The 21648-nt window shown below is 60.5% G+C and carries 18 protein-coding genes; 7 read left to right on the forward strand and 11 right to left on the reverse strand.

Annotated features, from left to right (window positions below):
* Positions 1–6: 6 nt before the first annotated feature.
* Entirely contained in the window at positions 7–423 is a 417-nt protein-coding gene (locus ATO7_RS11595; RefSeq protein WP_158523179.1) for a VOC family protein, read from the reverse strand.
* Positions 424–519: 96 nt separating this feature from the next.
* Here ATO7_RS11595 and ATO7_RS11600 point away from each other — a divergent pair, with 96 nt between their 5' ends.
* Positions 520–1092: a helix-turn-helix domain-containing protein gene (locus ATO7_RS11600; protein WP_083561948.1), complete on the forward strand. Its 573-nt coding sequence runs from the start codon at positions 520–522 to the stop codon at positions 1090–1092.
* Here the strand turns inward: ATO7_RS11600 and ATO7_RS11605 are convergent.
* Together ATO7_RS11605 and ATO7_RS11610 are read right to left on the reverse strand one after the other, a co-directional pair.
* Positions 1089–1565, reverse strand: coding sequence for a methylated-DNA--[protein]-cysteine S-methyltransferase (locus ATO7_RS11605; RefSeq protein ID WP_083561949.1), 477 nt, complete (start codon positions 1563–1565; stop codon positions 1089–1091). The genes ATO7_RS11600 and ATO7_RS11605 overlap by 4 nt on opposite strands.
* Positions 1562–3037, reverse strand: coding sequence for an AlkA N-terminal domain-containing protein (locus tag ATO7_RS11610; RefSeq protein WP_083561950.1), 1476 nt, complete (start codon positions 3035–3037; stop codon positions 1562–1564). The genes ATO7_RS11605 and ATO7_RS11610 overlap by 4 nt, the downstream gene beginning before the upstream one ends.
* Positions 3038–3354: 317 nt before the next feature.
* On the opposite strand from ATO7_RS11610, the gene ATO7_RS11615 reads away from it, so the two are divergent.
* Positions 3355–5337: an EAL domain-containing protein gene (locus ATO7_RS11615; RefSeq protein ID WP_158523180.1), complete on the forward strand. Its 1983-nt coding sequence runs from the start codon at positions 3355–3357 to the stop codon at positions 5335–5337.
* A 19-nt stretch (positions 5338–5356) separates the two neighbouring features.
* Here ATO7_RS11615 and ATO7_RS11620 read toward each other — a convergent pair whose 3' ends face one another.
* The 4 genes from ATO7_RS11620 to ATO7_RS11635 form a co-directional block, all read right to left on the reverse strand.
* A complete protein-coding gene (locus ATO7_RS11620) occupies positions 5357–5692 on the reverse strand; it encodes an STAS domain-containing protein (protein ID WP_083561952.1) in 336 nt (111 codons plus the stop codon).
* A gap of 50 nt (positions 5693–5742) precedes the next feature.
* Complete coding sequence (locus tag ATO7_RS11625; protein WP_083561953.1) at positions 5743–7518, reverse strand: FimV/HubP family polar landmark protein; 1776 nt, start codon at positions 7516–7518, stop codon at positions 5743–5745.
* Between the two features lie 135 nt (positions 7519–7653).
* Entirely contained in the window at positions 7654–8886 is a 1233-nt protein-coding gene (locus ATO7_RS11630) for a lytic murein transglycosylase (protein ID WP_083561954.1), read from the reverse strand.
* Positions 8883–9299, reverse strand: a complete 417-nt coding sequence (locus tag ATO7_RS11635; protein ID WP_083561955.1) for a MerR family transcriptional regulator — start codon at positions 9297–9299, stop codon at positions 8883–8885. Before ATO7_RS11635 ends, ATO7_RS11630 begins: the two co-directional genes overlap by 4 nt.
* Positions 9300–9382: 83 nt before the next feature.
* Here ATO7_RS11635 and ATO7_RS11640 point away from each other — a divergent pair, with 83 nt between their 5' ends.
* Genes ATO7_RS11640 through ATO7_RS11655 form a run of 4 tightly spaced genes read left to right on the forward strand, consistent with a single transcriptional unit; the run spans position 9383 to position 13774 of the window.
* The gene (locus tag ATO7_RS11640; protein ID WP_083561956.1) at positions 9383–10576 is read left to right on the forward strand and encodes a glycine C-acetyltransferase; all 1194 of its coding nucleotides are present in this window, start codon (positions 9383–9385) and stop codon (positions 10574–10576) included.
* Positions 10573–11610, forward strand: coding sequence for an L-threonine 3-dehydrogenase (gene tdh / locus ATO7_RS11645; protein ID WP_240499471.1), 1038 nt, complete (start codon positions 10573–10575; stop codon positions 11608–11610). Before ATO7_RS11640 ends, tdh begins: the two co-directional genes overlap by 4 nt.
* A 1-nt stretch (position 11611) precedes the next feature.
* Complete coding sequence (locus tag ATO7_RS11650; RefSeq protein ID WP_083561957.1) at positions 11612–13123, forward strand: M20 family metallopeptidase; 1512 nt, start codon at positions 11612–11614, stop codon at positions 13121–13123.
* Between the two features lie 54 nt (positions 13124–13177).
* Positions 13178–13774 (forward strand): DUF899 family protein, encoded by a 597-nt coding sequence (locus ATO7_RS11655; protein WP_083561958.1) that lies wholly within the window; start codon positions 13178–13180, stop codon positions 13772–13774.
* Between the two features lie 70 nt (positions 13775–13844).
* Here ATO7_RS11655 and ATO7_RS11660 read toward each other — a convergent pair whose 3' ends face one another.
* The 3 genes from ATO7_RS11660 to ATO7_RS11670 all read right to left on the reverse strand — a co-directional run bounded on the left by ATO7_RS11660 (position 13845) and on the right by ATO7_RS11670 (position 20031).
* Positions 13845–17588 carry a beta strand repeat-containing protein gene (locus tag ATO7_RS11660; protein ID WP_158523182.1) on the reverse strand — a complete coding sequence of 1248 codons (3744 nt, stop codon included), beginning with the start codon at positions 17586–17588 and terminating at the stop codon, positions 13845–13847.
* Between the two features lie 319 nt (positions 17589–17907).
* Positions 17908–19344 carry an L-serine ammonia-lyase gene (locus ATO7_RS11665; protein ID WP_146680316.1) on the reverse strand — a complete coding sequence of 479 codons (1437 nt, stop codon included), beginning with the start codon at positions 19342–19344 and terminating at the stop codon, positions 17908–17910.
* Positions 19345–19359: 15 nt separating this feature from the next.
* Positions 19360–20031, reverse strand: coding sequence for a TetR/AcrR family transcriptional regulator (locus ATO7_RS11670; protein ID WP_146680317.1), 672 nt, complete (start codon positions 20029–20031; stop codon positions 19360–19362).
* A gap of 30 nt (positions 20032–20061) precedes the next feature.
* On the opposite strand from ATO7_RS11670, the gene ATO7_RS11675 reads away from it, so the two are divergent.
* Positions 20062–21333, forward strand: coding sequence for a D-amino acid dehydrogenase (locus tag ATO7_RS11675; protein ID WP_083561961.1), 1272 nt, complete (start codon positions 20062–20064; stop codon positions 21331–21333).
* Between the two features lie 9 nt (positions 21334–21342).
* Here ATO7_RS11675 and ATO7_RS11680 read toward each other — a convergent pair whose 3' ends face one another.
* Entirely contained in the window at positions 21343–21645 is a 303-nt protein-coding gene (locus tag ATO7_RS11680; RefSeq protein ID WP_083561962.1) for a hypothetical protein, read from the reverse strand.
* Positions 21646–21648 lie beyond the last annotated feature (3 nt).

The raw sequence follows: 21648 nt of genomic DNA on the forward strand, positions 1-21648 counted from the left end.
CTCGGCTTAGAGGCCGCCGCCGAAATTTTCAACCAGCTCGATTTCGTGTCCGTCTGGATCGGCGATGTAGGTCGAGCGCGAATGCGGATATACGATCAATCCGTCATTGTGATTGGTGTATAGCCATGCAATGTTGAGTGCTTTGAGTCTGTCTCGGGCCTCATCCAGATCACCGACAACGAATCCCCAGTGACCGATGAAGGGGCGCTCAGGTGTGGCCATCTCGGGTTCCTGATGCAGGGCCAGAAACACGCGGTGGCCGCTGCCCATGATGACGTAGGGGCCATCGTCCCGATGGCGTTGATCCTCGCGCACATCAAAACCGAGTGTTGCGGCGTAGAAATCTATTGCACGGTCAAGGTCGCGAACCGCCATATTGATGTGGTCGATACCTTGAACCGTGAGCGGGGTGGGTGTGTTCATGGCGCATCTCCTGTGAGGTGTGGCGTCAGTGTGCGTACGAATGGCCGGAATATGGTCTATATTGACGATGTACAGACAAATGGATGATTCGCCGACATGGTCAAGCTGTCGCGCCATCTGGCCGAAAACGTTCTGGCTTTGCGCCGCAACCGAGGGTGGTCACAGCAACGTCTTGCGGATCTGGCGCGAATTCCACGCAGCACGCTGGCAGGCATGGAGTCGGGCGGTGGCAATCCCTCATTGAACAACCTGGCCGCGGTGGCCACCGCCCTGCACGTCAGTATTGAAGAACTACTGGCCAAACCACGTTATGCCTCACGTTTGATTGCTGCTGCTGATGTGCCGGTGCAGCGCGAGCGGGGCGGTGCGGTGCGTGTACATGATCTGTTGCCCGAGCGCGTGCGTGGGCTGGAGATCATTCGCCTTGAATTAGACGCCGGGGCGCAGCGCAAAGGGCATCCGCACCTGCCTGGAACGCGTGAATATCTGCATGGTCTGGAAGGGCAGATCAGCGTGATTGCGGCGGGTGAATTGTTTGCCGTCAACGCTGGCGATGTTTTGGCCTTCCCCGGCGAGGCCGCCCACAGTTATCTGAACCGGAGCAGCCATCGGGCTTGCGCCATCAGCATTGTGGTGCCGTTGAGCGCGGCGCAGGAACTGCAATCTTAAGACCGTGGTGCACGCTCATGATCCAGCAGCCAGCGTTTGGCCTCGATCCCGCCAGCAAAGCCTGTCAATGAGCCATTCTGGCCGATCACGCGATGGCATGGGATGACAATGGGCAACGGGTTGCGGGCGCAGGCTGTGCCCACCGCGCGTGCCGCTTGAGGGCGTTCCAGGATGTGCGCAAGCTGGCCATAGCTGCGTGTTTGACCAAAGGGGATGGCCAGCAATTGTTCGAGCACCTGCGACTGAAATGCGCTGGCATCCGGGGCCAGCACAAGATCGAAGTGTTGTCGCTGGCCGAGGAAGTACTCACGCAGTTGCTCACAGGCTAACTTCAAGCCGCTGTCGGAGGCGTTCCAGCTGTCGGAGGCCTTTGCGGGTTGCTCATTGTGTGGAAAATGAATGCTGCGCAGGCCTTGCTCGTCGCCTGCGATCAACAAGCGGCCGAGCGGGCTGTCCAGATAGGTGTAATTCATTGGGCTTTTCCTGTGTTTATTTCGGTCGCCCGCAGCCACAGTGCAAGCACGGCATAGGCACGCCAAGGTTGCCAGCAGCGTGAGCGCGCTTCGGCCTCTCGAGCACTCAGTGCCTTGCCAGGGGCGCCCAACGCCTTGCGCAAGACGATGTCGCCTGCGGGAAAGGCGTCAGGGTGTTTGAGGGCACGCAACTGAATGTATCCGCGGGTCCAAGGGCCAAAGCCCGGTAGTGAGGCCAAGGTGGTATCCACATGCGCCGCATCGGGATGGTGAAGATCCAGTGTGCCGCCGCAAATCGCATCACACAGGGCCTTAAGTGTGGCGATACGTTGCCCGGTCAAGCCGAGGCCGTCGAGCGAGGTTTCAGCCAGGGTGGGGGCATCTGGGAACAATAGAACCGGACGGCCCCCGGCATCCGGCAATTTGCGTTCACAGCGTTCAACAACGCGTTGGGTGAGTGTGCGCGCTGCAGCCACACTGACCTGTTGGCCGAGCACCGCGCGCACGCACAATTCGAATGGGTCCCAACAGCCTGGCACGCGTAAGCCTGGGTGTGCCGCCAGGGCTTGCGCCATGAGCGGGTCCTGGCCCAGCTGAGCCGTGATCTCAGCGGGTGCCGCGTCCAGGTCGAGGAGATGGCGGGCCTTTTGAACTGCCGGATATAGCGCTTCGGTTCGAGGATGCTCCAGGCTTAAGGCAAAGCACTGCCGCGGCCCATCATGCTGCAGCTGGATGTGCCCGGCTTGGCCGGCAAAGGCAAAGGATCGGCTGTAGGTGTCGCCGTCCAGTTTCTCAATGCCGTGAATGGCCCGGGTGGCGAGAAACTGCCGCATGGCCGTCCAGTCGAACGGATTGCGATAGCTCAGCCTGAGTTGATAGCCCGCTGGGGCTGCAGGCCGTTGGCGCCGCACTTGCGACGGGGTCATGCGGTAGATTCGCTGAAATGCGGCATTGAAGCGCCGCACATTGTTAAAACCGGCTGCGACGGCGATGTCCTGCATGGGCATCGTCGAGTCGCTGATCAAACGCTTGGCAAACAGTGTGCGTCGCGTCAGCGCAAGTGCGTTGGGGCTCGCCCCGAGATGGTCGCTGAACATACGGCGGAGATGACGGTCGCTGATGCCCAGCTTGCTGGCCAGTACGGGCACACTTGCCTGATCAAGCTCGCCATTTTCTATCATCGACAACGCAGCGCGGACCAGGGGCGGGTGCTGTGGCCAGTATGGGTTGTCAGGGGCAAGCTCGGGGCGGCAACGTAGGCATGGGCGGTAGCCTTGCTCACTGGCTGCCGCGGCGGTGGGGAAGAAGCACACATTCTCAGGGCGCGGCAGGCGTACCGGGCAAACCGTGCGGCAATAGATGCCGGTGGTGCGAACAGCGATGAAAAAACGCCCATCAAAGCGCGGGTCGCGGGCAACGCGCGCGCGCTCGCAGGCGGCATGATCAAGGGGTTGTGATGAGGCGCGGTTCATGGGCGCAGCATACCCCGCGTTGCGGCCTGGTTCTGGATGATTTCGGACATGGTGAAGGGCGCACATTAAACGGCATCGTCAGCGGCCTGTACTCGTGTGATGCCCGCACGCACGTTCTCGTGGGGCAAAGGTATTTTTATGACCCGCTGGAGAGGTGCGATCGGCAATCATGCTTTAAAATCACGAGCTTATTGTGGAAAAAAGCTGCGTTGATGCCTTTTCTGGATGTTTTGTACGAGCGCTACGGGCGATTGAAAGTCGGCTTCTGGTTGACGCTGGTGCTGTTCGCAATCATTTGTTGTTGCGGATTGTTCATCTTGAGCGAACTGGTGCTGCGCCCGGCGATTGCCGAGTTGCCGTACTCCGCCAGCTCCGATCAGGTCCTGGATGTGCTGTTTCCATGGTTCGTGGTGTTCGCCATCGTGGCCATTGTTTCGGCCGCTGGATTGATACGGTTCGGCCTGGTCGCACCGGTGTTACAGCGGCGTCGCGAACTGGAAGCGGATCTGGCCAGTGCGCCACCACGCGAGCAAATCGAAACGCTCAGCGAGCAGAAAGCGCGTTTGGGCGATCAGCTCGATGCGGTACTTGATGACAACATCGTGCTGCGCGAAGACGCGGTTGTATTGCGTCAGGGGGTCGCTTTGGCCCAGGACGTGCAGCGCGCGCTTGTGGCCAGTTCCAATGAGGCGCTGTTGCTGGTGGGGCCCGATGCCAGCGTGCAGCAAGTGTCCAGCCCGATGGCGGCTTTGCTCAAGATTCGTGTTCAGGATGCGCCCACACAACCGGCTGCAGAGCTGGTCAAGGTGTTTGATGCGAGCAAGGACAAGCCGTTCGAATATCCGCTGAAACGTGTCGTCGAGGATGCCATCGCGCAGGCCTCTTCGATTCCCAAGCTGCATGATGTGGTGCTGGTTGATCAAAGTGGCAATGAGCATCGTGTGATGCTCAGCGTGCAAGCCATGCAGGATCGCCACAATGCGGTGTGCGGCGCGCTGGTTCGGGTTGAGGGCAGTGATGTCGGAGCGGGGCGCTCTTCAGAGCGAACCCGTGGCAAGGGCGGTGGCATGGCGGGCCTTCCTGGTCGCGATATGTTCGATACCCGTGTGGCCGAATTAATGAGCATCGCGAAATCGCAAACAGCCGAGCATTGCCTGGCGCTGGTGGCCTTCGACAACATGGCGGAGGTGTATCAGGCGCACGGCTATTGGGCTGTTGAGGAAATGCTGTGGCAACTGGCTCAGCTCATCAAGGATGAGTTTGGCAGCGCCGTGGAGTTATACCACGCCAACATCATGCACTTTGCGGTTGTACAGGCTTTCGACAGCCCGGAGATCGTTCAGATTCGTGCAGAGCGCCTGCGTAAGCTTGTTGAGGCTCACGAGTTTCGCTGGAACAAGAAGACCTACCGAGCGACGATTAGCGTGGCGCTGTCGGCGCTGAACCAGACCACCGATAGCATGACTCGGCTGGTTAACGACTGCGATCAGGAGTTGCGTGAGGCTCGTGCCCTTGGGGGCAACCGTGTCAGCTTGCAGCTTACCGACGAAGTCGAAGTCATGGCCCGCTCGATTGACGAGCGTCTGGTCTCATGGCTGGCGATGGATGCCGACGAAACACGGCTGCAGATGCAATCCTTTGAACTGGCCGGTGAGGGTGAGGACAAGCCCTGGATCGTGACGCAGATCCGGGTCGAGATGGAGGACGGCTTCTGGGCAGATCCGGGTGCATTTTTGACCTCGGCTGCCCGTGTCGGCTTGCTGCCCAAAATCGATCTGTGGTTGGTGGGGCGCGTGCTCGGTGCGATGCAGGCAAGCCCCGCATTGGCGACCAGCCATGGACCTGTGTTTGTGCCTTTGCATATCCAGTCTCTGGCCGATGAGGGCTTTGTGGACACACTCAAGGATCAGGTGCTTGATTCCGGTGTGGATACCCAGCGTCTGATTTTTGGTCTCGACGATTTTGATTGTGCCACTCACGCTTCAAGCGCCGCCGAATTCGTCAAAGCGATGCGTGAAGCCGGCTTCGGATTTGCGTTGACCGGGGCACGTGTGGCCTCGGCCAGTCAGAACATCACCGCGCTGAAACCACAGATTGTGGCTTTGCACCCGACCATTTATCACGACGATAATCAGAGCCGAGCCGCAGCGACGCTGGGCTACATGAGTGCGCTGGGCGAAGCCCTGGATTTTTTGCCGGTCGTTTTGGAACCGGTGGATGCCTCAACCAGTACAAGCTTGGCTGAGGCGGGCGTAAAACGGGTTGCACGCAGCGCGCTGGGTGTTGGGCCGCTGTACTGACCGTTGTCGCAGGACGCGCTCAGCTGAGCGGTAGCTCGCTATCGAAATGTTCGATGGGGATGACCGTGTCCATGCGTAAGAACTGAAACATGTCGGCGGGTTGTCCTGACAGTTTCACGATCTTGATGGGAACATTCGCGCGTTTGGCCAGCTTGCCCAGATAGGCAATCAGACCGATGCCGGTGGAGTCTACGGATTGCAGTTGACTGGCGTCGAGGATGAAGGCCTTGGCCGGTTCATCTTTGACTACCGACTCAAACTCCGCCCGCAAATCATAAAACTGCTGACTGTCGAGTGTTGCCGGGAAACGGATGGAGACCAGTCCATCGTCGTCTTTCTCATACCATTGGCTCATGTGCGATAACCCCCATTATCGGTTGAGCGGTGAGTGTGCAAACTTAGGTTCTAGTCATCCGATGACGGTTTTAGTCCTGACAAAATAGTGTGCGCCTGGGCTAGATTGCCGCGCTCAAAAAAGGCTTCTGCGACCTTGAGTTGGCGTTGCGAATCAGAGGGCAGGGCTTTGCGACGTAGCTTGTTGATTTTGTCCCGGAGACGGCGCTGTTCGAACTCTGACGGTTGCGAATCAGTTGGCTCCGAAGGTGCAGTATAAGACGTGTTGTTGGCTGAGGGCTCGGTATCCGTCGATTTTGCTACGACCGGCGTGCTTGCGACGCGGTCGGCCAGTTCGTCAGCCATGCGCTGTGCCTGATCGGGTCGACCGCGTTCAAGCTGGGCTTGAGCAACCTGAGCCTGGCGTTGAACATCGGGATCGCTGGATTGCAGCGCAGGCATCAGGCGTTTCTGGATGCGTGCGTTTGCACGGAGCTGCCGTGTTATGTGCTGATCCTGGCTTGGTGTAACCGCTGCTGCAAGCTTGTTCGAATCTGTGGGTTGCGGGCCGTCGGTCGAAGGCGATGAGGCACGACGTCGCCATTGCCAGATGCCCAAGGCTGCCATAGCCACGAGCAGCCACGGCCAAAGTGGTCGTGCAGCCGATTCAGGCTGTGGAGGATTGTCGGCCGTTGTTGCGGTGTCACCGGACGTTTCTGGTTCGGCTTGCGGGGCGGGTTGATGGGGGGCGGCGACTGCCGGGTTTGCTGGTTCGGTGACAGGCGCCTCTTCGGGCGCTTCCCGGAGGGCCTGCTCCTGCACCTGTGGCGTTTGCGCCTGAGGCATCTTGTCGGTTGCTTCAGAGTCGTCGTCCGTGTCCACCGGCTCAGGTGTGGATATGTGGGCTGCGACCGGCGCTTTGGCGGGGGGCGTTGCGGTTGTCGTGGCGGGCGTTGTGCGACTGAGTGTCCAGTCCGCCTTGAACAGTACCGGCTCTTTCGCTTCCAGGGCTTTGAGAGTGGGCGTCAGATCGACCGGCCGAATGGCCTCGTAGCTGAGAAATTCGACGCTAAGGGCCCACAGGCGCCCGCGTGTATAAACCGCGCGGGGCAAAAACGGTGGCGGCCCTTTTGCAGTGCTGGCACGTTGCCGCGGGCGGGATTGCGTAGGGCGCTCGTCGAGCAGATCGCTGATGCGTGACGACGCACGAATCTGGCTAACGTCGGGGATGCGCAGGGTAACGCCCGCTTTGAGGCCATGGGCATCACCAAAAAAGGCATGTGGGTTGGCCTGCATCAAGGCACCAGCCATCTGCTCCAAGGAAATGGAGCGGTCCGGTCGGACCCGCTGGGCGATGCGCGAAAGAGATTCGCCCGAACGCACCGGGCCATAGGACTGTGTTACCCGACGGATCGATGGACGCGTTATTTGAGGCGCTGCCGCACGCATGGAGCTTGATGGCCTGACCGGCGTGCGCTGATTCGATGGCAGGTCGAGCAATAGATCAATCTTGCGCACCAGCACCTGTTTGTTGTTACGCAGCTCCAGCAGCAAGCTCAGAATCGGCTCGGTGATCGGGCGTTGGGTTGCGATTTCAACATAGGGTTCGGCATCACCGTCCTGACGCCAACGAACGCTGAGGTCGGCTGGACGGTGGTGGGGGGCGCTCAGCCCATAGGCTGCGTAGGCCTCATCAGGCAGCAAGCGCAAGCGAAACTGCTGCGGGCTTACGCGCTCTGACCAATCGGAAACCGGCAGGTGAACCTGCAGCGGTTCAGACAAAAAACTCAGCATCTGCGGATCGCCTAGCGTCAAGGCGTGCGCCTGCGCGCTTGCGGCCATGGCCATAGCGCAGGTTATCTGCCGTCCGTAGTGCGTGACGATGTGTTTTAGCGTGTGTTGTTTATTCGTCAAAGCTCCCCCCCAGCACTGCCCAGGTGCCAGGGCACATTGTATGTTGCTACGGCTTGGCTCGCGAGCTTGCTAGCGCGCGACGGTCAGATCTACGCCCAGCGCCTGGAAGACTTCGGCCGAGTGATAGCCGTCGGCAATCATGCCGCGGGAGGCCTGAAACGCGCGGATGGCGGCGCGTGTTCCGGAGCCAGCGATGCCATCTGGCTTGCCGGCATCAAAGCCCAGCGCGTTAAGGCGCTCCTGCAGGGACTTGATCTGTGCGCGACTGATGCGCTGGAGTTCGCCCTGTGGAGGATGCACCAGCGGCGCGGCGCCGTTGATCCGATCGGCAAGCAAACCCACTGATAATGCGTAAGCCTGAGAGTTGTTCCAGCGCATGATGATGCGGAAATTCTGGTAGACCAGAAAGGCCGGTCCGGTGTGGCCAGCGGGCACAATCAAGGCCGCGTCGAAGTCGGCGACGGGCAGCGTGCCGCCAGCCGCGTGGCGCACGCCAAGACGTTGCCATTCGCTGAGCGGGCGGGGCGATTTGATGCCGGCCAGGCGGTAGTCGAAATCGCGCGGCAGGCTGACCTCACGGCCCCAGCGCTGGCCGGCCTGCCAGCCCAGCTGTTGCAGGAAATTCGCAGCCGAGGTCAGCGCATCGGTGGTGCTGTTCCACAGATCGATGCGACCGTCGCCATCGCCATCCACGCCGTAGCGTTTGTAGTTGCTCGGCATGAACTGGGTGTGGCCCATGGCTCCGGCCCATGAACCGCGCATGCTTTGCGGATCCAGCTTGTGTGTTTCCACCAGGCCCAGCGCATTCATCAACTCGGCGCTGAAGTAGCGGCTGCGTCGTTCATCACAACCCAAAGTGGCCAGCGCGTTGAGCGTTTGGGTGTCGCCAAGATAGCTGCCGTAGTTGGTTTCCAGCCCCCAGAAGGCAACCAGAATGTTCTGTGGTACGCCGTAGTCGCGGGTCAGGCCGTCAAGCAGCTCGCTGTGTTCGGCCAGCAGCGCCTGGCCTTTCTCGATGCGGGTGTCGGTCACGCGTCGGTTCAGGTAGTTGCCGAAGGTGCTGCTGAATTCAGGTTGGCGGCGGTCCAGTTCGAGCACGCGCGGCAGATACTCAAGCTGGGGAATCAGCTGTGCGCGGGTCACTTCATTGAGCCCCTGTTCACGCGCCATGTCCTGCCAGCGGGCTTTGCAGGCGTGCATGTCCGGTGCGCTGATGGGGTCAGCAACACTTTGCGACCAGACAGGCGCCAGGGGCAGCAGGGTGAGGACGAGCGCGTGGCGTAAAGGGCGATACAGGGTCATGCGGGCATACCAGATTCGTTGTTCAAAGCGTCGATGATGGGGCAGTGGTGAATGCAGCCTTCGCCGTCGCAACGCGCGGCCAGAGTTTGCAAAGCGTCGCGCACGCTGAGCAGATCTTCAATCTTGCGGTTGACCACGTCCAGATGTTGCAGGGTCAGCGCACGCACCGAGGCTGATGCACCGTCGTTGTCGGTCAGGCGCAACAGGCTGGCGATGTCATTGAGTTGAAAGCCCAGCGCCTTGGCGCGGCGGATAAAACGCAGGCGGCGCAGACTGTCCTCGGCATACAAACGGTAGCCCGATGTGGTGCGTTGGGGTTGTGGCAGCAGGCCCTGACGCTCGTAGTAGCGCACCGTATCGATGGCCACGTCAGCGGCTTTGGCCAGCTTGCCTATGGTCATGTTTGGATTCATCACGGCACTCCTTGAGCCTTCATGGCTGACGATAAATACATTGATGTATAGTTGTGTTTTGACGCCATGTTATGGGCTGAATCATGTCAGACAACGGCTTTGCCGCGCTATTCGACGATGCACTTAATCAGCTGCGCGAGGAGGGCCTGTACAAGCGTGAGCGAACCCTGATTTCGCCTCAAGCCGGGCGTATCGCGCTGGCCGATGGTCGTGCAGTGATCAATCTGTGCGCCAACAATTACCTCGGACTGGCGGATGACCCGCGTTTGATCGCCGCCGCGCATGAGGCGCTCGACAGTCACGGTTTCGGCATGGCCTCGGTGCGCTTCATCTGTGGCACCCAGGATCTGCATCGCAGTCTGGAAACACGTCTGGCGGCCTGGCTGGGCTGCGAGGATGCGATTCTCTTCCCATCCGCTTTTGATGCCAACGGCGGGGTCTTCGAAGCGTTGTTCAACGAGCAGGACGTGATCATTTCAGATGCGCTCAATCACGCCAGCCTGATCGATGGTATCCGCCTGTGCAAGGCTCAGCGCGCGCGTTATCCGAATTGCGATGTGCAGGCGCTGGAAGCGCATTTGCAAGCCCATGCCGACAAGCGCTTTCGGGTGATCGTAAGCGACGGCGTGTTCTCCATGGATGGCACCATCGCGCCGCTTGACCGGATCTGCGAGCTGGCCGATCGCTACGATGCCCTGGTCATGATCGACGACGCGCACGCCCATGGCTTTCTTGGTCCTGGTGGGCGCGGCACGCCGGCGTTTCGTGAGGTGGAAGGGCGCGTCGACATCATCACCGGCACGCTGGGCAAAGCGCTGGGCGGCGCCTCTGGTGGTTTCGTGGCCGCGCGGCGTCCCATTGTTGACTGGCTGCGCAATCGGGCGCGCCCCTATCTGTTTTCCAACAGCGTGGCACCAGCGTTGGTCGCCGGCGCTATTGAGGCCCTGAATCTGGTGGCGGATGACGATCAGCTGCGCGCGCGGCTGTTCGACAACACGCGCTACTGGCGCGATGGCTTGCACCGGCTGGGTTTCACCCTCAAACCGGGCGAGCATCCGATCGTGCCGGTCATGCTGGGCGATGCACAGCTGGCCAGCCGCATGGCCGATGAACTGCTGGCCTTGGGCGTATACGTGATCGGTTTTTCCTATCCGGTGGTGCCGCACGAGCAGGCGCGTATTCGTACGCAAATGTCGGCCGCGCTGGACCGGCGTCAGCTGGATCAGGCGCTTGAGGCCTTTGCCACGGTCGGACGCGCGCTGGGAGTGATCGCATGAGCGCGCAGATGCACGCCCTGTCCAAGCTCAAGCCTGAGCCGGGCATCTGGCAGGTCGAGGTCGAGATTCCCCAGCCGGGGCCCAACGATGTGTTGATCGAGGTGGCTGTCAGCGCCATCTGCGGTACGGACATGCACATCTATAACTGGGACGACTGGGCCCAGCACACCATTCCCGTGCCGATGGTGGTCGGACATGAGTTCGTCGGACGGGTCGCTGCACTGGGCTCGCATGTCGACGGTCTGCAGCTCGGTCAGCGGGTTTCCGGCGAAGGCCATATCACCTGCGGGTATTGCCGCAATTGCCGGGCCGGCACCCGTCATCTGTGCCGCAACACCATTGGCGTCGGGGTTAATCGACCAGGCAGTTTTGCCCAGTATCTGATGATCCCGGCGGTCAATGTGTTCCCGATTCCCGATGCGGTTGACGACCGCCATGCGGCGATCTTCGACCCTCTGGGTAACGCGGTGCATACCGCGCTGGCGTTCAATCTGGTCGGAGAGGATGTGCTGATCACCGGCGCCGGACCGATTGGCCTGATGGCCGCGGCGGTGGCCCGGCATGTGGGTGCACGCCACGTGGTGATCACCGACGTGAATGACTATCGCCTGGATCTGGGCCGGCAGATGGGTGCTGATCGGGTGGTCAATGTGAGTCGTGAAGCCCTGCCCGAGGTGATGCGCGATCTGGGCATGCGCGAGGGTTTCGATGTGGGTCTGGAAATGTCCGGCAACGCCGCCGCCATGGACCAGATGTTCAGCGTCATGAACCACGGCGGACGCATCGCCCAGCTGGGTATACCCGCAGCGCCGGTCGCCCTGGACTATGAAAAGCTGGTGTTCAAGGGTCTCACCCTCAAGGGTATTTACGGCCGCGAAATGTTTGAAACCTGGTACAAGATGACGGCGATGCTGGAGTCCGGCCTGAACATTGATCCGGTCATCACCCACGAATTTTCCATCACTGATTTTCAGCAGGGATTTGACGCCATGGCCTCGGGCCAGTCCGGCAAGGTCCTGCTGAACTGGAACTGATATGAGCACTTTCGATCTGGCCGCGGCTCGTGGCTTCATTGACCAGCGCTGGGACGAGCAGATCGTGCCCGAGCTGATTGAGTACATCCGAATCCCCAACAAGTCGCCGATGTTTGACGCGCGCTGGCGCGAGAACGGATACATGGAGCAGGTGGTCGAGCAATTCGCGCGCTGGTGCCGGGGCTGTATCGAGGCCGGCGAGCTGCGCGGTGCCCAGGTCGAGGTGGTGCGTCTTGAGGGGCGCACACCGCTGCTGCTGATCGAAATTGAGGGTGATCCGAACTGCAGCGATACGGTGCTGATGTATGGCCATCTGGACAAGCAACCGGAGATGGAAGGCTGGTCGGATGGGCTGGGGCCGTGGGAGCCGGTGCTGCGCAATGACAAGCTTTACGGCCGCGGTGGCGCCGATGATGGTTATGCCTGCTTCGCCTCGTTGACCGCCCTGATGGCGCTGCAGGCGCAAGGTGTGGCGCATGCCCGTTGTGTGGTCATGATCGAAGCCTGTGAGGAGTCGGGCAGTCCGGATTTGCCGTATTACGTCGACCATCTGGCCGAACGGATTGGCGCGCCGTCGCTGGTGGTGTGCCTGGATTCCGGTGCTGGCAACTACGAGCAGATGTGGCTGACCACCTCGCTGCGCGGCAACCTGGCTGGCGAGCTGCGCGTCGACATTCTGGAGGAGGGTGTTCACTCCGGGGCGGCCAGCGGCGCGGTGGCGTCCAGTTTCCGGATCGCCAACCAGCTCATCGCGCGGCTTGAAGATCGCGACAGCGGACGTTTGATTCCGGACTGGTTGCATGTCGAGATTCCACAGGAACGTATTGATCAGGCCGAGCAGGCAGCCGCCATTCTCGGCCCGGCCCTGTTCGAGACCTTTCCGCTGGTCAGTGGCGCGCACCTGATGAGCGCCGTTGGGGCGGAGCTGATCCTCAACCGCACTTGGTGCGGCACGCTGTCATACACCGGTGTGGGCGGCATGCCCGCGCTGGCCGATGCCGGCAATGTCTTGCGTCCGCACACCAGTCTGATGCTGTCCTTCCGTTTTCCGCCGACTCTGGATGGTGACGAGGCCAGCGCCCGGATCAAGCAGGTGCTGGAGAGCGATCCACCTTATGGTGCCAAAGTCAGCTTCCGGGCCGACAAAGCGGCCAGCGGCTGGCATGCGCCGCCCTTGGCCGCCTGGCTGCAAACGGCCGTTGATGGCGCCTCCGAGCGGGCCTACGGCAAGCCAGCGGCGATGATGGGCGAGGGTGGTTCAATTCCGTTCATGGGTATGTTGGGCGAGAAGTTTCCCAGTGCCCAGTTCGTGATCACAGGCGTGCTCGGGCCGGGTTCCAACGCGCACGGGCCGAATGAGTTTCTGCACATTCCGTTCGCCCGTCGCCTGACGCTGGCCGTGGCCGACATCCTTGAGCAGCATCGCGCGGCCAGCGCAGCCGGTTTGATCGATTCCAGCGCAACGGCCACTGCAGTCGCCGGTCATCGTCATTTCGACGAAAGCTGCTGTTGACCCGGGCCGCGCCTCGGTCAATGCTGGCGGGCCAGAAACCGGAGGAGACCGGGTGTGAACGAGATTGAAAAGCTCGAAAAGCAGATATTTGAACTTAAGAAACAGCTGCGCGATTTACGCGCCAGCAGTGAACCTCAGCGTATTCAGAACTACGCCCTGCGCGATCTGAGTGGTGAACTCAGCCTGCTCGACCTGTTCGGTGAAAAGAGCATTCTGTTCGTGATTCACAATATGGGGCAGGGCTGCCGCTATTGCACCTTGTGGGCGGATGGGCTGAATGGCTTCGTGCCGCATCTGGAGGATAAATTCGCGCTGGCTATGGTGTCCAAGGACAGCCCCGATGAGCAGCGGCGTATGGCTAACGCACGCGGTTGGCGTTTCCGCATGGCCTCACATGCCGGTTCCAGCTATGCGCAAGAACAGACGGTGTGTCCGGGTGAGGACAACTACCCCGGTATCGTCTGCTATCGCCGCGATGGCGAACGCATCTTCCGCATGAATGCAGCCAGCTTTGGGCCCGGCGATGACTACTGCTCCATGTGGAGCATACTGGCGCTCGCCGGCCATGATGAAAGTTCATGGACGCCGCAGTACAGCTACTGGAAACGTCCGTCGACCATGGACGATGGTGGGCTCAACCTTGACGACTGAGCTATCTGAGCAGTAACAGGCGTACATAAAAAAGGGCTCCGAGGAGCCCTTTTTTGTGCGCTTTGTTCGCTTATGGAGTCACGGTGAGGGAGGTTGAGGCCTCAACATCACTGCCCGGGTCAGCTGCACGAATGCTCGTGACACCATCGGCAACGCCTGTGGCCAGCCCGGCGTTCATGCCGCCGTTTTCGATGGTGGCGATGCTTTCATCCAGGGACGACCAGTTCACCGACGCGGTGATGTCTTCTGCCGGGCGTCCATCGGAGTAATTCCCCATGGCGGTGAATTGCAGGTCGTCGCCTGCGGCAACGCTGTCGTTGGCGGGACTGATCTGGATTGAGACCAGTTCGCCATCGGTGACCTGTACATCGGATGTGTCAGTGATGCCGTCAGCCTGCGCGGAGATGGTAACAATACCGCCAACCGAGGCATCCGTCTTGACGAACACGAGGCCTTCAAAGCCAGTCGCATTACTGACGTCCGCAAGTGCCGGATCGGAAGAACTCCAGGTCACCTGATCGGTCACGTCAACATCGGTCGCGCCATCGCTGAACGAGGCCATTGCGGTGAACTGGCGGTTCGTGCCCTGTGCCTGATCGGTCGGGTCATCGTTGGGCGTGATGGTGATGCTGGTGATGACAGCGTCGGTCACCGTCAAGGTGATTGCGTTGCTGTCGATACCATCGTCACCGGCGGCGATCTGGGTCACGCCTGAACTCAGCCCTTCGGCTTCACCTTCGTTCGGATCCACATTGCTGATACTGGCTACAGAGGCTGCCGAGGAGACCCAGGTCACCGAGTCGGTGACATCAACCGGGTTGACTCGGCCAGGATCGTCGGAGTAGTAACCGGTTGCAGTGAACGCCAGTGTTTGCCCTTCAGCAATGCTGGTCACACCACCTGCAGAACTAATATCGATCTGCTCCAGAATGGCATCAGTCACGGTCAAGCCGGTGGACGCAGACTCCCCGCTGGTCGGGTCGGTTGCGGTAATCGTGACATTACCAAGAGCGGTGGCCGTGGCTACGCCGTCGGCGCCGATCGTGGCGTTACCATCCATGTTAGGGGTAGCGGTCCAGTTAACGCTGTCAGTCACGTCGAGCACGGCACCGTTGGTGTAGGTCCCTGTGGCGGTGTAGGCCACTTCGTTACCGTTGGGCACGGAGCTGTCCAGCGGCGAAATTTCCAGCGTGGCTATCTGCTCATTGCTGACCGTGACAGTGATGTCATCGTTGGTTTCGGTGGCATTGCCAGGATGCGTGTGCTTGGCACGAATGCTGGTGGTGCCCAGATTGCGTGCATTCAGCATGCCGGTCTGGCTGACCGATGCGATACCCGCGCTATCTGAGGTCCAGGACACCTGATCAGACAAGTCACGTGCTGGCACGGTATGGCTGAATGTGCCCACGGCAGCCAACGGGGTTTGCAGACCTTTCGGCAAATCCAGCGGACCGCTGTTGCCTTCGTTGCTAATGGTCAGCGAGTCCAGGGTTGCAACCGTGACCTTCATCGTTGCCGAGGCAAACTCTCCGTCCAGTACCGCCTGTATTGAAAACGTGGAGCTATCGCCAGGCACGCTGCCCGCCGGCGCTTTGCTCAGCGCGCGCCCGGAGTTGGCTCCGATGTTGCTGATGCTTGCCCAGTCCGCATCGGACGACGACCAGTTGACGTCGTCCGTGATATCACGGTTGCTGCCATCGGAGTAGAGCCCGGTTGCGCTGTAACGCACATAGATACCGTCTGCGAGGTTGACGTTGGCAGGCTGAATCTGAATGCTCTGCAGCAGGGCATCGGTGACCGTGAGCACACTGCTGCCCGAGAACTCGCCCTGCGTGGCAGTAATGGTCGCGCTGCCCTGGACATTGCCGCTGGCCAGACCTTTATTACCGCTTTGGTTGCTCACAATGGCGACGTTTTCGTTCGAGGACGACCACTGCACATTGGCGGTGATGTTCTGCTCGGTGTTGTCGCTGTAGCGGCCGGTTGCGGTGAATTGCTGGGATTGCTGAGCAGGGACGCTCGGGTTCACCGGCGTCACGCTGATGCTTTGCAGCACCGCAGCCGTCACGGTAATGGGCAGGTCGCCGCTCACGCCTTCAAGGGTTGCTGTGATGTCAGTTTGACCCACGCCTTGGCCGGTGACCAAGCCTTTGGAGGCTGCGTCGTTGCTCACTGTGGCAATCGCATCGTTGGCCGAGGTCCAGGTTGCCAATGTGGTGACGTCATCGGTAGAGCCGTCGGCATAGTTGGCAACAGCGATAAGCTGCTCGGTGGTCCCGTTGGCAAAGGACGCACTGTTGCTCGCGCTGACAATGATGCTGCTGACGGTGGTGTTGGGGTTGACCGTAAGCTGGGTCGTCTGCGTGAAACCGGCATAGGTGGCGGTCACGGTGACGCTGCCTTCAGCCTGTGGTTGCGCCAGACCTTCTTCGCCGCTCAGGTTGCTGAAGCTGACGATCTGCTGATCATCGCTATCCCAGGTGGTGCTGCTGGTGACGTCCTGGGTGCTGTTGTCAGTGAAGGTGGCCGTAGCGCTGAATTGCTGGGTGCGATTGAGTGCAACCGAGCTGTCCAGCGGTTCGATTGCCAGCGCGGTCGGTGTTGCGCTGGTCACGGTCAGTACGGTCGTGACCGGCGTTTCGTTCTGCAGGGTTGCCGTGATCGTGGTTTGTCCCACGTCCAGCGCAGTGGCTTCGCCGCGGTTGGCCGCCAAATCGCTGATAACTGCCACGGTTTCGTCGGAGCTTTCCCAGCTGACATCGGAGGTCACATCTTCATTGCTGCCATCAGAATAAATGGCCGTGGCGGCGAACTGCTGCTTGGTGCCGTCAGCAATGCTCGGATTCGCCGGATCAATTTCAAGGCGATCCAGCACCGCGTCAGTCACGGTCATTACGGTGGACTGTGAGGTGCCACTGAAGCTGGCTCGGATCGTGGCTGTACCGACGGCCTGGGCGGTGGCGATGCCTTTGCTGCCGGCCGTTGAACTGACACTGGCCACATTGGGGTTGTCGCTCAACCAGTCTGCATCTTCGGTGACATCTTGCGTGGAGCCATCGGCGAAGTTGGCTTGAAGAGCGAAATCAACGGTGCGGCCGTTGGCTATCGACGGTGACGACGGACTTAAGGTCAGGCTTTGCAAAGCAACGCCCTGAACCGTGATGGTCGCGCTGTCAGTGAAGTCCCCGAAACTGGCGTTCAAGGTGGTTGAGCCAACTTCTACTGCATTGACACGTGCGCTGGCACTGTCGGGCCGGGTGACGGTTGCAATGTCGGTGTTTGCAACGCTCAGCGTTGCATCTTCGGTGACATCCAGCGTGGTGCCGTCACTGTAGCGGGCGCTGATCGTGATATCACGGCTGGTGCCCTTGACCAGACTGATGGACGCAGGGTTGATATCGATGCGTTCCAGTGTGGCATCGAGCACCGTAAAGCTGATGTCGGTGGAAACGCCCCGAAAGCTTGCGGTGATGGTGGCATTGCCGGAATTGGCGCCAAATACCAAGCCTTTCGTGCCCGCCGTATTGCTGACGTTGGCAATATCGTTGTTGGATGAAGACCAGTCAGCCAGTTCGGTCACGTCAAAATTGCGAACGGCCTTGCTGGTGCCGTCGTCAAAACTGGCAATCAGATTGAGTTGGGTCGAGCTGTCTTCGGAGGCGACAGCCTGCAATGTGTTTTGCTGAAACTGCACACTGCTGGGTGCCCCGCTTGGAATGCCTGTGGTGATCGGGCCGTTGTTGCTGCTGCATGCAGCAACGAACAGCATCACAAACGCGACAAAAAAGTGACGACTGTATGCAATCTGATTCATGATTCCCCTGCCCATGATTTGGCTTGTCGGATTAGCTGGAACAGCTGATCTACTTGAGATTTTTGTCAAGAATACATGGACATTCCTTTGAAATAAAGGAATTTACGGTGTGGCGAGGGGCGTATTTTGCGGGTTAAAAAAACAGGCTAAAGAAAACCACACCTATAAAGTGTCCGCGTTAGGGTTCGACTGTTTTTTGACGCTCGCAATCGCGCGGCGGCAATTTAAGCCCAAACACGTCAATTTGATTGAGCGTTTGTCGGTGAAAATTACAGGCCGTGTGGTATAGCCCCGGGCATGCCCTGCCAGAGCAACGCGATCAACACTCGGTGTGGTTGACCGCAATATTGACCGCCAGTCCGCCCTGTGAGGTTTCCTTGTATTTGCTGTGCATGTCGCGCGCGGTGTCGGCCAGGGTGCGTATCACCTCGTCCAGCGAGACACGGGCCTCATCCGGTGCGCGCGCCAGGGCCAGATGGGCCGCGTTCACGGCTTTGATTGCACCCATGGCGTTGCGTTCTATACACGGGATCTGAACCAGGCCGGCGACCGGGTCGCAGGTCATGCCGAGGTGATGCTCCATGGCAATTTCGGCCGCAACCAGGGCTTGTGCCACACTGCCACCCATGGCCTCGGTGAGTGCCGCAGCGGCCATCGCCGAAGACACCCCGATTTCGGCCTGGCATCCACCCGCGGCGGCTGAGATGGTCGCCCCCTTCTTGAAATGAGTGCCGATTTCCCCGGCGACGAGCAGAAAGTTTTCGATCAGACGGGTATCGTCCGCGGCCGCCTGGCTGCACAGCAAATGCATCAACACGGCCGGTATGACGCCGGCCGCGCCATTGGTCGGTGCGGTTACGATGCGTCCGAAGCTAGCGTTCTCCTCGTTCACGGCCAGTGCGAACATGCTGAGGCCGCGCAGGGTCGTGCCGAAATCCTGGTGCGCGCGCCGCAAGCTCTGGAGCCATTGCTGCGGACTGTTCGCGGCTGCGCGGCTGTCGGCCTCACCCAGCAGCTGCTGATTCATCGCCGCCGCGCGACGGACCACATGCAGTCCGCCGGGCAGTTCGCCTTGGCGATAACAGCCCTGATGCATGGCGCTGAGCATGACCTGCCACAGCTGTGCGAGCTGGGCATCAATGGCGGCATCGTCGCGCCAAGCGCGTTCATTGGCGCGAACCATGTCGGCGATGCTGAGCGCGTTGCTGCGACAGTGTTCGAGCAGATCAGTCGCACGGCTGCAAGGGTAAGGTAATGATGGTCCACTGGCGCTGGTGTGGGTGTCGTCGTCGGCCACCACGAAGCCGCCGCCCACCGAATAATACGTACGGGTGAACACCTCGCCCAAAGCCAGCTCAGCGTGACAGCGCAAGGCATTGGCATGGCCGGGCAGGGCGCTGTCGGCGCGAAATATGATGTCCTGCTGCGGGGTGAAGCGGCATACACGAGCGTGCGGCAGATGAATCTCGCCGTGGGGCTTGAGAGTTTCCAGCAAGGCGCCAATGCGGTTGGTGTCGATGCTTTCAGGGTCCTGGCCGAGCAAGGCCAGTTGCACGGCCATGTCGGTGCCATGACCTTTTCCAGTCAAGCCCAGCGAGCCAAACAGTTCGACGCGTAGGCGCTGTATTTCGCTATCGCCGGGCAGCTCCTGCACAAAGCGCTGTATGGCACGCCATGGCCCCAGCGTGTGGGAACTGGACGGGCCGATGCCGATCTTGAGCATCTCGAACACGCTGATGCTGTAGTGCGCGCTCATGAAAGGTGGCGGGTTTCAGCCGCGGTAAGCCTTGCGGTAGGCCGTGCCGCCCAGCACATTGAGATAGCTCTGCAAATTCTGCTCGCGAATTGCGGTCGGTTCTTCCACCCCGATCGTGTAGTAGCCGATCTGGTGGGTGTAGAACACGCGCGCTCGCACCCGCGCTTCGGTGCACGGATAGCCCAGCCCGGAAAAGACCTGCTCCAGCGAGGCGATGCGTTCGTCATCAACCTGATGCACGACTTCTGCAACCGGCTTGGATACACGAGCCCATTCGCGGATGGCCATGTCAAATTGCGGATCAAAGCCGAGTTCGTGAATCAGATTGCCGCAGATTGCGTCCAGGGTCTGAGCCGCATGATCAACCGAGTCGACCTGCATTTCTCGCGGAGTGAACAGATTCTGTTCGCGCCAGCTGTCGAGCAGGGCCTCAAGCAGACCGTGGTGGTTCTTGAAATGGTAGTAGAATCCGCCGCGGGTTACGTTGAGGCGCTTGGCCAGTCGGTCGACCTTGACCGCGCCGATGCCTTCTTCGATCAGCACCACCTTGGCGCATTCGATCCAGCCTTCGCGTGTAACCTTGATATTGCCTTTGCGGCCTGGCGCGGGAATCGACAATTCACGCTTCTGGCGTTTGCGCGCGCTGAGGTTGTTGGCCATGTTGTTGTTGTCGAGTGTTCGATACACAGTTGTACTGTACAGTGAATTGCCCCGGAAATGAGTGATCCCAACGGCGTAGTTGTGATCGGAGGCGGTCTTCTTGGTCTGGCGTCCGCGTGGGCCCTGAACGAACAGGGCTACACGGTGAGCGTGCTGGATGCACGTGATGAGCTGGCCGCTGCGACCAGCTATGCCAATGCCGGCATGTTGACCCCCTCCATGGCAGACCCATGGAACAGTCCGGGCATCTGGCGCAGCTTGCTGCGCTATGTCGGCCGTGAGCAGGGTCCGATTGTACTGCGTCCGCGCGCCTTGCCGGCATATTTTTCCTGGGGCCTGCGTTTTTTGCGTCATTCTGCAGCGGCCCATCACCGTCGGGCGACCCGGGCCAATCTCAGTCTGGCCATGCACAGCCTGCACCAGTTTCAGCGCCTGCGTGAACAGGTGCGTTTCAGCTACGACTTGAGAACCGCCGGGACGCTGCAGCTGTTTCGCGATCAGCAATCCCTGGATCAGGCCAGTGTGCATGCCGCGCATCTCAGCGCGCACGGCTTGCGTGCGGATGTCATCGATCGAGCCGAGGTGCTGCGCCGTGAGCCGAGCTTACGCGCCTCGTCTGCGCCGCTGCTTGGCGCCATACATTATCCGGATGACGAGACCGGCGATGCGCGGCGCTACTGTCTGGCCCTGGCCGAACTGCTGCAGGTCCGCGGGGTTCGTTTCGAGCTCGGCGTTGAAGTCCGGCGCTTGCGGGTGGAGAACAACCGGGTGGCCGCCTTGCACACCAGCGCGGGTGAGATGGATGCGCAGCAGGTGGTGTTCTGCAGCGCGGCAGCCACACCGGCCTTGGTTGCGCCACTTGGTATTCACCTGCCGATCAAGCCGGTCAAGGGCTATTCGCTGACATTGCCGGTGGAGAGGCCCGAAGCCTTGCCTGCGCGCTCATTGATTGATCACCACCTGCACGGTGCGATCACGCCACTGGATGATCGTGTGCGCCTGGCCGGTACAGCAGAGCTGGCCGGTTTTGATCCGCACTTGCGGGCGTCACGCCTCAACCAGCTGTGGCAGCTGATGTGCGAGTTGTTGCCGCAGCTGGCCGATCAGCTTGATCGTGATGCGGCGCGGGAATGGTGCGGCTTTCGACCGATGTCGGCGGACGGGGTGCCGTATATCGGCGCGACGCCGGTGCACGGCGTCTATATCAACAGCGGTCATGGCCATCTGGGCTGGACCCAGTCGATGGGATCAGGCCAGTTGCTGGCCGATCTGTTCAGTGGCAAGACGCCGGCTATCGATCCGGCGCCTTACCGTGTGGGACGGCCCTAGAGCGCCGACTCAGTAGAAGAAACGGCTGCCGGGCTTGTCGCTGCTATTTTCCGCGTCGTCATCCTTGCGCACCGATGCGCGCGCTTTGTCGGTTAGATCATCCGCAGTGTCGGCGGCTTTACGGCCGAACTCGGCGGTTTTTTCACCGGCTTTCTTGCCCAGATCAACCGCTTTGTTGCCGACCTTGCCGGCGGTGTCCTTGATCTCCTGCCAGTCCTCTTTCATTTGCTGCTTCATGGTCGGCTCTTCGGCCTGAGCAGTCAGGCAGGTGCCGGCCAGCACAAGTGCGGCGAACGTGGAGATGGTTTTCATCCG

The sequence above is a fragment of the Oceanococcus atlanticus genome (assembly GCF_002088235.1).
GTDB lineage: Bacteria > Pseudomonadota > Gammaproteobacteria > Nevskiales > Oceanococcaceae > Oceanococcus > Oceanococcus atlanticus.

Excerpts from the sequence above, each read along its gene's own strand:
- ATO7_RS11610 (WP_083561950.1), bottom strand. The coding sequence starts at position 3,037 with ATGAACCGCGCCTCATCACAACCCCTTGATCATGCCGCCTGCGAGCGC.
- ATO7_RS11675 (WP_083561961.1), top strand. The coding sequence starts at position 20,062 with ATGAGTGATCCCAACGGCGTAGTTGTGATCGGAGGCGGTCTTCTTGGT.
- ATO7_RS11680 (WP_083561962.1), bottom strand. The coding sequence starts at position 21,645 with ATGAAAACCATCTCCACGTTCGCCGCACTTGTGCTGGCCGGCACCTGC.
- tdh (WP_240499471.1), top strand. The coding sequence starts at position 10,573 with ATGAGCGCGCAGATGCACGCCCTGTCCAAGCTCAAGCCTGAGCCGGGC.
- ATO7_RS11665 (WP_146680316.1), bottom strand. The coding sequence starts at position 19,344 with ATGAGCGCGCACTACAGCATCAGCGTGTTCGAGATGCTCAAGATCGGC.
- ATO7_RS11600 (WP_083561948.1), top strand. The coding sequence starts at position 520 with ATGGTCAAGCTGTCGCGCCATCTGGCCGAAAACGTTCTGGCTTTGCGC.
- ATO7_RS11635 (WP_083561955.1), bottom strand. The coding sequence starts at position 9,299 with ATGAATCCAAACATGACCATAGGCAAGCTGGCCAAAGCCGCTGACGTG.
- ATO7_RS11605 (WP_083561949.1), bottom strand. The coding sequence starts at position 1,565 with ATGAATTACACCTATCTGGACAGCCCGCTCGGCCGCTTGTTGATCGCA.
- ATO7_RS11625 (WP_083561953.1), bottom strand. The coding sequence starts at position 7,518 with ATGGCCATGGCCGCAAGCGCGCAGGCGCACGCCTTGACGCTAGGCGAT.
- ATO7_RS11630 (WP_083561954.1), bottom strand. The coding sequence starts at position 8,886 with ATGACCCTGTATCGCCCTTTACGCCACGCGCTCGTCCTCACCCTGCTG.
- ATO7_RS11660 (WP_158523182.1), bottom strand. The coding sequence starts at position 17,588 with ATGAATCAGATTGCATACAGTCGTCACTTTTTTGTCGCGTTTGTGATG.
- ATO7_RS11640 (WP_083561956.1), top strand. The coding sequence starts at position 9,383 with ATGTCAGACAACGGCTTTGCCGCGCTATTCGACGATGCACTTAATCAG.
- ATO7_RS11595 (WP_158523179.1), bottom strand. The coding sequence starts at position 423 with ATGAACACACCCACCCCGCTCACGGTTCAAGGTATCGACCACATCAAT.
- ATO7_RS11650 (WP_083561957.1), top strand. The coding sequence starts at position 11,612 with ATGAGCACTTTCGATCTGGCCGCGGCTCGTGGCTTCATTGACCAGCGC.
- ATO7_RS11620 (WP_083561952.1), bottom strand. The coding sequence starts at position 5,692 with ATGAGCCAATGGTATGAGAAAGACGACGATGGACTGGTCTCCATCCGT.